The following is a 12152-nucleotide window of genomic DNA, read 5'->3' as shown; positions in this document are numbered from 1 at the left end:
TGGAAAGCCGGAAATTATCGGGCAAAATCGGCGTCGGTCCCTGATGCATCCGCTGCTACTTCGCACCCAAGCCCGCCTTCGCCGCGCGGCCAAGCCGCTCGGAGAGGCGGCGGTAGGTGCCCTCACCATCTTGCTCCTGCGCAGCACCCGCTATTTCGACCCCGTCAAGACGGCGAACCTGTTCGGCCGGGTCGCCCGCCTGATCGGACCGTTGACGCGCGAGCAACGCATCGGCCGCGCCAATCTGACCGCCGCTTTTCCGGAAAAATCACCGCAAGAGATCGAGGCCATACTCGCCGGCGTATGGGACAATCTCGGCCGCCTTGGCGCCGAATTCGCCCATCTGGATCATATCTGGGAGCACGACGCCGTCTTCCCTGGAAAAAGCTGGATCGAAATCCCGCCGCGCTGCCAAGAGCTGTTTGAGCAGCTTCGCCTCGACGGCAAGCCGGCGCTGATCTTTGCCGGCCATCTCGGCAATTGGGAGCTGCCGGCCGTGGCCGCGGTGGCGCATGGGCTTGACGCGGCGATCCTTTTTCGCCGGCCCAACAACGCTTCCGCCAACAGGATCATTGAAGAGCTGCGTGCGGTGAAAATGGGAACATTGATTCCGGCCGGACGCGACGCACCGATCAAGCTCGCGGAAGCCCTGCGCAACGGCCAACATGTGGCAATCCTGGTCGACCAGTATTTTTCCAATGGCGTCGACGTCACGTTTTTCGGCCGCAAGACCAAAGCCAATCCGACACTGGCGCGCCTGTTGCGGCAAATCGAATGCCCCGTGCACGGGGTGCGGATCATTCGCCTGCCCGGTCATCGTTTCCGCGCCGAAATCTCGGACGAAGTGAAACCGGTGCGCGACGCCTCCGGGCAAATCGACGTTGCCGGCACGATGCAGGCGATCACCTCGGTGATCGAGGGCTGGATTCGCGAGTATCCGGATCAGTGGCTGTGGCTGCATCGCCGCTGGCGCTAGCGCTTGATCCGGAAAAGTGTGCAGCGGTTTACCGAAAAGATCATGCGCAAACAATAATCTAAAGCGCGATGGCGATTCCAGCTAGAGCGATTGCGCTTTAGCGGTCGATTTCAATCGCTACCCACCTGGTCACTCCTTTCGAAGGTGTGACTCAGACATAGATCAGCGGCCCGTCTTCACCCTGGTCCAGAGCCGGTTGATGATGCGCTGTGTCGCCGGATCGCGCGCGGTGATCACGAACAGTTTTGCGAGCGTGGCTTGGTTCGGATAGATGTTCTGGTCACCCAGAATTTTCGGATCGATGAACTTCCGGCTCGCCAGATTGCCATTGGCATACGACAGAAAATTCGAATTCTTCGCGGCTACCTCGGGCCGATAGAGATAATCGATCAGTTCATAGGCTTCGCTGACATTTTTGGCGTCGGCCGGAATGGCAAGATTGTCGAAGAACATCTGGGCGCCCTCTTTGGGGATGGCATAACCGATCTCGACGCCGTTGTTTGCTTCGGCGGCACGGCTTCTCGCCTGCAAGATGTCGCCCGACCAACCCACGACCAGGCAGATCTCGCCGGTGGCGAGCGCGCTCAGATATTCGGAGGAATGAAATTTGCGCACCGAGGGGCGGATTTTGACCAGAAGTTCGGCCGCCTTTTCCAGATCGTCCAGCCTGGTCGAATTCGGATCAAGCCCCAGATAACTCAAGGCTGCGGGGAAAATATCGTCGGCCGAATCCAGCATGTGGACGCCGCAATCCCTGAATTTCGCAAGATTCTCCGGCTTGAACACCATGTCCCAGCTGTCGATCCTGGCATCTGCGCCAAGGACTTTCTGAGCCATTTTGACATTGTAGCCGATGCCGGTCGTGCCCCACATGTAATTGGCGGCGTACTGATTGCCGGGATCGTAGACGGCGAGGCGCTCGGTCACCGCCGGCCAGGCATTGACGAGACCGGGCAGTTTCGACTTGTCGAGCTTCTGGAACACGCCGGCCTTGATCTGGCGTTGCAGGAAATAGGCTGTGGGAACCACGACATCGTAGCCCGATTTGCCGGCGAGCAGGCGGGTCTCAAGTGTCTCGTTGGCGTCGAACGTGTCGTAGACGACCTTGATGCCGGTTTGCCGGGTGAAGTCCTCGAGCACTCCCGGCGCCATGTAGTTCGACCAGTTGTAGAAGTTGACCGTTCGCCCTTGCGCCACGGCAGACAACGAAGACAACGCGATCACCGCGGCAATCGCGACGGCGCATCGGATGGCATTCAGCTCACGCAACTGTCGCAGCCCCCTCACCTGCGATGCACCGCATCCGACAGGCGCTCCAGCGCGGTGTCCAGCGTTGCATCCTTCTTGGCAAAACAGAAACGCACGACCGTCGTAACGGGATCTTTCTCGTAGAAGGCCGATACCGGGATCGCCGCGACCTTGTAGTCGGACACGATGCGCCTGCAGAACGCCTCGTCGGTCTCGTTGAGACCAAGCGGCGACAGATCGACCGTGAGGAAATAAGTGCCCTGGGAGCGAAGGACCGGGAAGCCGATGCTCTCCAATCCGCGTGTCAGGCGGTCGCGGCTGCGTGCCAGGTCCGTCCGCATCTGGTGAAAATATTCCGCCGGCTTGCCGAGGCCGTAGGCGACCGCGGCCTGGAGGTTCGGGGCGGTCGTAAAGGTCAGGAACTGATGCACCTTGGCGGCGACGCGCAACAGCGGCGGCGCAGCGCAGACGAATCCGATCTTCCAGCCGGTCAAGGAAAAGATCTTGCCGGCAGAGCCGACCTTGATCGTGCGATCGCGCATCCCGGGCACGGTGATGAGCGGAATGTGCTCGCGGCCGTCGAAGATCACGTGCTCCCAGACTTCGTCGCAGATCGCGATGGTGTCGAACTCCTGACAGAACCGCGCCAGCAATTCCAGATCCTCGCGCGGATAGACGACCGCCGCGGGGTTGAGTGGATTGTTGAACAGGACCGCCTTGGTCTTGTGATTGAAGACGGCGCGCAGCGCCTCTTCCGTCAACCGCCAGTGCGGCGGCTCAAGGCGAACCAGCCGTGGGATTCCTCCGGCCTGGCGGATGATCGGAAGATAGGAATCGTACACCGGCTGGAACACGACCACCTCGTCCCCTGGTTCGACCACGGCAAGGATCGATGACGTCAACGCCTCGGTGCCACCGGACGTGACCATCACCTCGGTCATCGGATCAAGGCTGATGCCGTGCCAACGTTCATAATGAGCGGCAATCGCCTGTCGCAATTCGGGAATGCCCATCATCGACGGGTACTGGTTGTAGCCATTCACCACGGCGTCGGCGGCGGCGCGGCGGATGTCTTCGGGTCCCAGGTCATCCGGAAAGCCCTGGCCGAGATTGATCGCGTTATTGTCGCGGGCGAGCTGCGACATCGCCTCGAAGATCGTGACGGGCAGATCCGCAAATACCTTGTTCATGGAAGTCATGGGAATGATCAGCCGCCGGATTTCGTCGGCAGTCCCGCAGCCTTCCACGCCAGTATTCCACCCGCCAGATGCTTGTCGTAAGCAAAACCGCCCGTTTGCGCCGCGAGCGAGGCCGTCACCGACCGCTTGCCGGAACGGCACGCAAAAACCACCTGCTTGCCTTCTGGATCGGGAATGCCCTTCGGATCGAAGCTAGACAGGGGAACAACGACCGCACCGGGATAGGCCTCCACGGCCACTTCGTTGGGCTCGCGGACATCGACCAGAAGGTAGCGGCCTTCGGCCATCCCCCGCGATACTTCCAGCGGCGTCAAATCGTGAACTCGATACCCCTGATCCGCCACGCAAATCCTCCTACGGCCCTCCGACCCGACCTGTCTCTTAGCGGCTAATCAGGCGGGAGCAAGCCAATTCGGCGAGCACCATACGGCTGGGCGGGTTTCGGCGCCAAGGTCTTTCTTGAGCCACCAAAATCAAGCAGCGAAGTTGGCCAGCCTATAGCGTTTTCGAGCGAAGTGGTTACCGGTTCGCGTGAAGAAAACGCGTCAAAACAAAAGATTAGAGCCTCGGTTCTGATTCAATCAGAACCGAAAACTAGACGGTCACCTGAGTTCCAACCTCGACGACCCGTCCGCTCGGGATCTGGAAATAGTCGGTCGCGTCATTGGCGGTCCGGCTGAGCGCGATGAACAGGTGATCCTGCCAGCGCGGCATTCCGGAATGCGCGGCGGGCTTGAGCGCGCGGCGCGAGAGAAAGAACGAGGTCGACATGATATCGAATTGCCAGCCGAGCTTTCGCGCGATCGCCAATGCCTTCGGCACGTTCGGCGATTCCATGAATCCGAACCGCAGCGTTACCTTGGTGAAGGTCTTGCTGACCTGCTCCAGCCTTACCCGCTCCGACGGATCGACGCGCGGGGTAGCCGCGGTCTCGATGGTCAGAATGACGTTCTTCTCGTGCAGCACCTTGTAGTGCTTGAGGCTGTGCATGAGCGCGGTCGGCGCGCTCGACGGATCGCTGGTGAGGAACACGGCCGTTCCCGAGACGCGCTGGGGCGGGCGTTTCTCCAGCATCGCCACCAGTTCGTCGAGCGGAAACTCGAGCTTGCGCGATTTCTCGAACAACAGCTTGCTGCCGCGCCGCCAAGTGTACATCAGAAGCATCACGACGGCGCCGAGCGCCAGCGGCACCCAGCCGCCTTCCAGCACCTTGAGCAGGTTTGCGGCAAGGAACGTCAGATCGAGAAACAAAAATGGCGCCATCAGCGCCGCGGCCGCGAACGGCGACCAATTCCATACACGCCAGATGACGACGAATCCCATCATGCCCGTGACCACCATCGTGCCGGTCACTGCAATGCCGTAAGCCGAGGCCAGCGCGCTGGATGAGCGAAACATCAAAACCAGCAGCATCACCGCGATGAAAAGCAGCGTGTTGATGCGCGGGATGTAGATCTGACCGAAATGGGCTTCCGAGGTGTGACGGATTTCAAACCTCGGCAAAAGCCCGAGCTGTATCGCCTGGCGCGTCAGGGAATAGGCGCCGGTGATCACGGCCTGGCTCGCGATCACGGTCGCCACCGTCGCCAGCGCAACCATCGGGATCAATGCCCACTCGGGAAACATCAGGAAGAACGGGTTCTCGATCGCCTTCGGGTCGGCAATCACCAGAGCACCCTGCCCCAGGTAATTCAGCGCCAGCGACGGCAATACGATGAACAGCCAGGCAGTCTGGATCGGCCGCTTGCCGAAATGCCCGAGGTCGGCATAGAGCGCTTCGGCGCCGGTGACGGCGAGAAACACGGCGCCCAACGTAACGAAACCGATGAGGCCATGATGAAGCATGAACGAGGCGGCCAGCATCGGATTGAACGCCAGGAAGACTTCCGGGTGTCGCATCACCGGAATGATCGCCCCGATCGCGATGACGGCGAACCAGATAGTCATCACCGGTCCAAAGAACGCCGCGACACCCGCGGTGCCGCGCGATTGAGCCGCAAACAGTGCGAGCAGAATAAGCACCGTCAGCGGCACCACATAGGGTTCGAACGTCGCCGTGACGAGCTTGATGCCTTCGATCGCTGAAAGCACGGACAGTGCCGGCGTGATCACCGCATCACCATAAAAAAGCGCACCGCTCACGATCCCGAGCAGGACAATGGCGCCGGCGCCCTTGGTCACCGCGCGCTGCGCAAGCGCCATCAGCGCCAATGTTCCGCCTTCGCCGTGATTATCGGCGCGAAGCAGGATCAGCACATATTTCAGGGTCACCACGACGATCAGCGCCCAGAGGATCAGCGACACCACGCCGAGCACCGCCTCGGGCGCGGCGACGCCGGAAGTCCCGCTGGCCGCGACCACCGCTTCGCGCAGGGCATAGAGGGGGCTGGTTCCGATGTCGCCATAGACGACACCAATGCAACCGATCAGGAGGGCTTTGAAGCTCGCGGTGGAGTGGGCCACCCCATGGCCATTGACCGCCGTGGGTTCCGCGGCGGGAGCTGCAATATCGCTTGTCATGGAAGTGGGGGCCTCAAACGTGCGTCATCGCACCACAGCAAGCCGGGGCTTATAGTCGGGCGCGCGAAGCATAGCATAGCCCGATTTGGGCCAGAGCCATGCAAAAAAGCATGGCAATTCCTGGAATACACGGTCGTCTTAAATAGTGACTTGGGTGCCGACCTCCACCACCCGCCCGGTGGGAATCTGAAAATAATCGGTAGCGTCGTTGGCCGACCTGCTCATCGCAATGAACAGGTGATCCTGCCATCGCGGCATTCCCGACTGCGAGGAGGGTTTGAGCGCGCGGCGGGAAACGAAGAACGAAGTCGACATAATGTCGAATTGCCAGCCGAGCTTTCGCGCGATCACCAACGCTTTTGGTACGTTCGGGGATTCCATGAAGCCGAAGCGGAGGCGAACTTTCGCAAATCTCTCGCTGACGGTTTCCATCCGGACCCGTTCGCTCGGGTCGACCCGCGGCGTCTGAGCGGTTTCGATCGTCAGAATGACGTTATGCTCGTGAAGCACCTTGTTGTGCTTGAGATTGTGCAACAACGCGGTGGGCACGAAATTCGGATCGCTGGTCAGGAAAACGGCCGTGCCCTTGACGATGTGGGGCGGGCGCTTTTCGAGGGTCTTGATCAAATCCCTTAGCGGAACTTCGATGCGCCGGGTCTTGATGGTCAGGATCGCCGTGCCCCGACGCCAGGTCCAGATCAGGATCGCCATCGCAAGACCGAACAATAGCGGCACCCACGCGCCCTCGAAGAGCTTCAATAGATTGGCGCTGAAGAACGTCATGTCGACAACAACAAACGGCACGATCAGGGCGGCGGCCGTGGCCGCGCGCCAGCCCCAAACTTTCCAGATCACTACGAAACCCATGATGCCGTCGGCGACCATGGTGGTGGAGACGGCGATGCCGTAGGCCGAGGCCAGCCCGCTTGAGGTGCGGAAGAGCAAGACCAGCAGCAACACACCGATCAACAACAGCCGGTTGACGCGCGGCAGATATATCTGTCCGGCGTGAGCTTCCGACGTGTAACGGACTTCGAAGCGTGGCAACAGGCCGAGTTGCACCGCCTGGCGGGTCAGCGAATACGCGCCTGTAATCACCGCCTGGCTCGCGATCACTGTCGCCGCGGTCGCAAGCCCCACCAATGGCAGCAACAGTATGTCCGGGACCATCCGGTAGAAGGAGTTTTCGATCGCGGCCGGATCGGAAAGCACCAACGCCCCCTGGCCGAAATAGTTGATCAGGAGCGACGGCAGAATGAAATAAAGCCAGGCAGCCTGGATCGGCTTGCGACCGAAATGGCCGAGATCGGCGTAGAGCGCCTCGCCGCCGGTCACCGCAAGAAACACCGCGCCCAGCGTCACAAGGCCGATCGTCCCGTGGGACAGCAGGAATTGAACGGCATACCAGGGATTGATCGCGGCCAGCACCGATGGATCGTCGCTGATATGAACTATTCCCATGGCGGCAAGCGAGGAAAACCAGGCGACCATGACCGGTCCGAAGGCCGATGCGACGCGCGCGGTGCCGCTGCTCTGAACTGCGAACAGCGCGACCAGGATGAAGACGGTCATCGGCACCACAAAATGCTCGAGCGCCGGCGTGGCGAGCTTGAGGCCTTCGACCGCGGACAACACGGATATGGCCGGGGTGATCATGGAATCGCCGATGAACATCGAAGCGCCGATCACGCCCAGCGCCAGCAAGGGCCAGCTCCTGCGGCCGAGCGCGCGCTGGCCCAGCGCCATCAGCGAAAGCGTGCCGCCCTCGCCATTATTGTCGGCGCGCAGCAACAGCAGCACGTATTTCGCGGTGACGACGATCAGAAGGGCCCACAGGATCATCGAAAGCACCCCGAGCACGATGATGCGGGTGGGCGGCTCGCCGTGCGCGGCGCCGGCGACGGCTTCGCGAAATGCATAGAGCGGCGAGGTTCCGATGTCGCCGAACACCACACCGATACTTCCCAGCGTCAGTGCCCAAAAGCCAGTCGTGACCGGCCCGTCGTGGGCTTCGGTGGATGTGACGCTAACGACCATATGACGGAAAAACGCTCTATCGGTGGGTTTGATCCGGCCAGCTATCGACCTTGCACGAAGTACGTCAACACCTCCAGTCTAAAGCCTTTTCGGTTCTGATTGAATCAGAACCGAGGCTCTAATCTTTTGTTTTGACGCGTTTTCTTCACGCGAACCGGTATCCACTTCGCTCGAAAACGCTATAGCACCGAGGGCCGGCGCCGCGCCGCGCCAAAGGTCACGCCTGGCTCCCCGGCAGGTGCGGTAACATAGTGTTGAGATTATGGTTTCAAGTCGGGCGGAAGCGGCGGATCTTCGCGCATCAACGTGATGGTCACGCGACGATTGGCTGACAGCGAGGGATCGTCGGGAAACAGCGGCTGATTGTCGGCCTTGCCCGAGACCGCAAAAATGTGCGCCGGCGGCAGCCCTTCTCTTTCGAGAATCTGTCGCACCGCGTTGGCCCGGTCCGCCGAGAGATCGAATGCTCCATAATCGCTTTTTGACGGCACATAGCCCGCAGCAGTGTGACCGGCGATCGATATTCGCAGCGGCGTCGCCTTGAGCGGACCGGCCAGCTTCTGGACCAGCCGGCGCGTCCGTTCATAAGGCACTTTCGATCCGTCGGGAAACATCGAGCGACCATCCTGGTCGACGATTTCAAGATTGAGGCCCTCTTTGGTTTCCTCGAACATGATGTGCTTGGAGATTTCGGTCAGCTCCGGCATGTCCTGCAACGCCTGCCGCAGCGAGGCCGAGGCCAGCGCGAATTCTCGATCGATCTTAAGCCGGGCGCCGGCGGTGCGGCTGCGTTCCTGCTCGTCGGGGGTTGGCGTGTTGGAGGATTCCTCCGGTGAAATATGATCGACGTTCTTCAGCTTCGGCCGGGTCGGAAGACCGTCGGATTCGATGATGCCGGCATAGCGCGCCTCGGTCTGCACGCCGAAGGCTTCGCGCATCGAACCGGCAACGATCTTGAGCTTGTTGTTGTCCATGGTCGAGAATGCGACGAGCATCACGAAGAAGCTCATCATCAGGCCCATGAGGTCGGCGAAGGTCACGAACCAGCCGTGCCCTCCTGCATGTGCGGCGCCGCGTTTCTTCTTGGCCATTGTTGATGCTCCGCCGAGGTCCGCGGGGCTTAAGCCGGGACCGGTTCGCCGTCTTCATGGCGATGCTTTTCCGGCAGGTAAGCCAGCAGCATCTCGCGCACCAATGTCGGGCTCTTGGAATCCCGGATCATCAGGATGCCGTCGATGATGAGGGTGCGGTTGGTCTCCTCATCGAGCAGCTTGCCGTGCAGCTTGTCGGCGATTGGCAGGCAAAACAGGTTGGCGACGACCGCGCCGTAAAGCGTCGCCAGCAGAGCCGTCGCCATGAACGGACCGAGTTTCGAGGGGTCGGTCATATTGGCGAACATCTGCACCATGCCGATCAATGTTCCGATCATGCCGAAGGCCGGCGCACAGTCGCCGATAGCGCGATAGATCTTGCTGCCTTCGTCGAGATGCATCAGGAAATTGTCGCGATCCCGTTCGAGATTGTCGCGGATGAATTCGAGGTCGTAGCCGTCGGCGACGTAGCGGATTCCCTTGGCCAGAAACGGCTCGTCGGTCTCGACTTTTTCCAGGCCGACGGGGCCCTGCTTGCGGGAGATTTCCGCGATGCGGGCGAGTTCGTCGACGAGCTCGCGGGCCGAAAGCCGGCTCATCGTGAAGGCGTATTTTGCTCCGAGCGGCAGACCATGGATCATCACGCCGAGCGGAAAACGGATCATGGTGGCGGCGATCGAACCGCCAAAGATGATGATGATCGCGTGTTCGGAGACGAACAAGTGCAGGTCGCCTCCCAGGAGCATCATTGTCACGACAACGATGATACCGGAGACAAGCCCGACGCCGGTCATAATATCCATGGTGGACTCCAAACGCGCACGCGAACCCACCGGCCTTTCTGGACGGTGACGCAGCCCAATACCGGACTGCGCAAGGCAAACCCTACGTCGGGCGCCATTAAAGAGGCGTTACCGGAAAAATAATCATTACCAATGGATTAACGAGAAACTAGACACTCATCAGTCCCGTTGCGTTTCATGGGCTTCTTGACTGCGGTGTCTAGTTGGGGCGGCCCGGCGCGAAGATTGAAATTAGATGATACCCGCCAGGTGACTCAGAAATGATCGCTGGTGCGTTTTAGTAAGTTTCCGCTGTCTGACTGCCGCGAGGTGCTGAAAACGAATCCGTGACTCGCTAATCACGTTTGGCGCTAGGATCAAGCGAAACCGCCCGGCGCATGATGCAACCGGGCGGCATGTTAAGAGATCAGTTGGCTAAGGGCTAGGAGCTGCCTTCGCCCGGGGGCCTCGTGGGAGGAAGGGCGTCAATCTCGGCGCGCATCGCGTTTATATCGGCAAGCAATTTTTCAAGTTCTGACCGCAGAGGCTTCGTCGCGTCTTCATCTGACTTGCTCAGATATTGCCGAATTGCTTCCATGGCATCAGAAAGCGTGTCTGCAATTCCCATTGGTCTATCGTTTTGAGAGGTGGAAACCCGCCCGAGACAATCCCGAGCGGGTCAGCTTGTCGAGCCAAGCCAAAGCCCGCTCGGTAATGTCCTCGCGGAAGCTCTGACGGATACGGGAACGTGCCGGCGGGGCATCTTGGCAATCGTCCCATCCTTCGTTCCAGCGGCGGCTTCCTTGGGCGTGCCTTCGTTTGGCGTTCGCCGCGAAACCCTATCGGGGAATTTGAAGGATTTGGCTCATGCTCAACCCCTATTCGGCGGCTCGGCACACCGCCCCCGCCGAAAAATGTGCCGAGCCTAGCCAGTGCGCTGGTCAAGTGACTGGTTGGAATCGATGATGGCAACAACGGGCGATTCTGAGAACATGCGCGGCTGCAACACTGTCGATTTATCGAAAAGCGCGAGAGCCATTAAAGCCCCGCGCCTTTCAACGGATGTAGAATCACGAGAGAATCATAACTAATCAAGTTCGGTTAAGGCTCAGTTGACCGCGGCCGCGATCAACGACACGCTGCCAGCATCTCAACACAATGACGTAGGGCAAGCACCGCGCGACTCGCAGTCGCTCGTTGCAGAACATGACGGCAAGCCAATCGGTGTTGCACAAAATATTCGTCGAGCCCGGCGCGCTTAGCGGCGGTGCCGGTACGTCGCTAATTAGTGTGTGGCTGGCGTCGTGACCACGGTAGTCCCCCCGGTCGTGAAAACACTGGGCACCGCCCCAGTGCCTTGGATGATATTCCGCAAGCCATAGGCGCTGGTGACGGTCGTAATGGGCGCCTGAATGGTCGCATTGATCGTATTGAGATAGGTCATGAACTTGGTGGATTCGACCGAGAACGAGTTCGAGACAAAGAGAATGTCCTTGTTGCGCATCTCGAACGAGCTCGCCAGGAAATAGCCGGCGGGATCGCGCAGGTTGATTGTATAGATCACAGGAATGACGGGGCCTTCGTAGGGCCTGCAGTCGATCCCCATCCGTTCCGCGACGTCGCGTGCTTCACCGCGATAGAGGAACACCGAGGCGGGATCAGCCTGAACATCCACCAGACCGCCGGCCCTGCCGAGCGCTTCCGCGAGCGACAGCCGCCAGGTTCCAAATGGAATCTGCTGCTGCGTGCCGAGCGCACCGAAGGTCAGGAAGGTCTGCGGCTCAAAATACAAGTAGATCGTATCGTTGGGATGCACGTAGACATTGTTGTTGGCCGACTCATAAATGAGCGCGCCGAAGGGGGCGATCGCGCGCCTTCCGTTTCGCTCCAAAATCACCCAGGTTCCAGCTCCGGCGGTCCCGAACGCGGTCCCGCCGACCGCCACCGCCGAAAATCCGGCCCGGGCGATGGTGTCGAGCATACGTTCGGGCGTGGTCTGCGCCGGAATCCGCGCCGAACGTCCCTCGCCCAGAATGGTGATCATGGACGTCTTCTGTTCGACCGTTGACACCACGACCTGGGGCTCGATCGCACGGTTCTTGAGCGCAGCCACGATGGCGTCCTGCACTTCGACCTGGGTGCGTCCCCGCGCGCGGAGGGAACCCGCATAGGGGATCGTGATGTTGCCGTGGATATCGACGGCCTGGTTGGGAATGCTGACGAAATTGCCCGGCCGCACGCCGCCTTCGGCCGGAATGAACAGGCCTCCAGAAGCGGCTTCGAAGATCGTGACGCTCAC

9 protein-coding genes are annotated in these 12152 nt (G+C 60.3%); 1 reads left to right on the top strand and 8 read right to left on the bottom strand.

Annotation, left to right across the window (positions count from 1 at the left end; genetic code table 11):
• Positions 1 to 43: 43 nt before the first annotated feature.
• Positions 44 to 976 carry a lipid A biosynthesis lauroyl acyltransferase gene (locus VNX23_RS09255; RefSeq protein ID WP_325629254.1) on the top strand — a complete coding sequence of 311 codons (933 nt, stop codon included), beginning with the start codon at positions 44 to 46 and terminating at the stop codon, positions 974 to 976.
• Positions 977 to 1138: 162 nt separating this feature from the next.
• Here VNX23_RS09255 and VNX23_RS09250 read toward each other — a convergent pair whose 3' ends face one another.
• From VNX23_RS09250 to VNX23_RS09215, 8 genes are all read right to left on the bottom strand, one after another.
• A complete protein-coding gene (locus VNX23_RS09250) occupies positions 1139 to 2227 on the bottom strand; it encodes a polyamine ABC transporter substrate-binding protein (RefSeq protein ID WP_414642965.1) in 1089 nt (362 codons plus the stop codon).
• A gap of 32 nt (positions 2228 to 2259) precedes the next feature.
• Entirely contained in the window at positions 2260 to 3423 is a 1164-nt protein-coding gene (locus tag VNX23_RS09245) for an aminotransferase (protein ID WP_325629252.1), read from the bottom strand.
• A gap of 8 nt (positions 3424 to 3431) precedes the next feature.
• Entirely contained in the window at positions 3432 to 3767 is a 336-nt protein-coding gene (locus tag VNX23_RS09240; protein ID WP_414642964.1) for a rhodanese-like domain-containing protein, read from the bottom strand.
• A 250-nt stretch (positions 3768 to 4017) separates the two neighbouring features.
• On the bottom strand, positions 4018 to 5943 hold the full coding sequence (locus VNX23_RS09235; RefSeq protein WP_325629250.1) for a potassium transporter Kup: 1926 nt from the start codon (positions 5941 to 5943) through the stop codon (positions 4018 to 4020).
• Between the two features lie 138 nt (positions 5944 to 6081).
• Positions 6082 to 7980 (bottom strand): potassium transporter Kup, encoded by a 1899-nt coding sequence (locus VNX23_RS09230; protein WP_325629248.1) that lies wholly within the window; start codon positions 7978 to 7980, stop codon positions 6082 to 6084.
• Between the two features lie 260 nt (positions 7981 to 8240).
• Positions 8241 to 9071, bottom strand: a complete 831-nt coding sequence (locus VNX23_RS09225; protein ID WP_325629246.1) for a flagellar motor protein MotB — start codon at positions 9069 to 9071, stop codon at positions 8241 to 8243.
• Positions 9072 to 9100: 29 nt separating this feature from the next.
• Complete coding sequence (locus VNX23_RS09220; protein WP_325629244.1) at positions 9101 to 9874, bottom strand: motility protein A; 774 nt, start codon at positions 9872 to 9874, stop codon at positions 9101 to 9103.
• 1264 nt (positions 9875 to 11138) lie between these two features.
• The coding region (locus tag VNX23_RS09215) for a polysaccharide biosynthesis/export family protein (RefSeq protein WP_325629242.1) at positions 11139 to 12152 on the bottom strand (1014 nt) is incomplete at its 5' end.

The organism is Bradyrhizobium sp., from assembly GCF_035570375.1.
Lineage (GTDB): Bacteria > Pseudomonadota > Alphaproteobacteria > Rhizobiales > Xanthobacteraceae > Bradyrhizobium.
This window is presented reverse-complemented; position numbering and strand designations above follow the sequence as displayed.

Excerpts from the sequence above, each read along its gene's own strand:
- VNX23_RS09255 (WP_325629254.1), top strand. The coding sequence starts at position 44 with ATGCATCCGCTGCTACTTCGCACCCAAGCCCGCCTTCGCCGCGCGGCC.
- VNX23_RS09245 (WP_325629252.1), bottom strand. The coding sequence starts at position 3,423 with ATGACTTCCATGAACAAGGTATTTGCGGATCTGCCCGTCACGATCTTC.
- VNX23_RS09235 (WP_325629250.1), bottom strand. The coding sequence starts at position 5,943 with ATGACAAGCGATATTGCAGCTCCCGCCGCGGAACCCACGGCGGTCAAT.
- VNX23_RS09230 (WP_325629248.1), bottom strand. The coding sequence starts at position 7,980 with ATGGTCGTTAGCGTCACATCCACCGAAGCCCACGACGGGCCGGTCACG.
- VNX23_RS09225 (WP_325629246.1), bottom strand. The coding sequence starts at position 9,071 with ATGGCCAAGAAGAAACGCGGCGCCGCACATGCAGGAGGGCACGGCTGG.
- VNX23_RS09220 (WP_325629244.1), bottom strand. The coding sequence starts at position 9,874 with ATGGATATTATGACCGGCGTCGGGCTTGTCTCCGGTATCATCGTTGTC.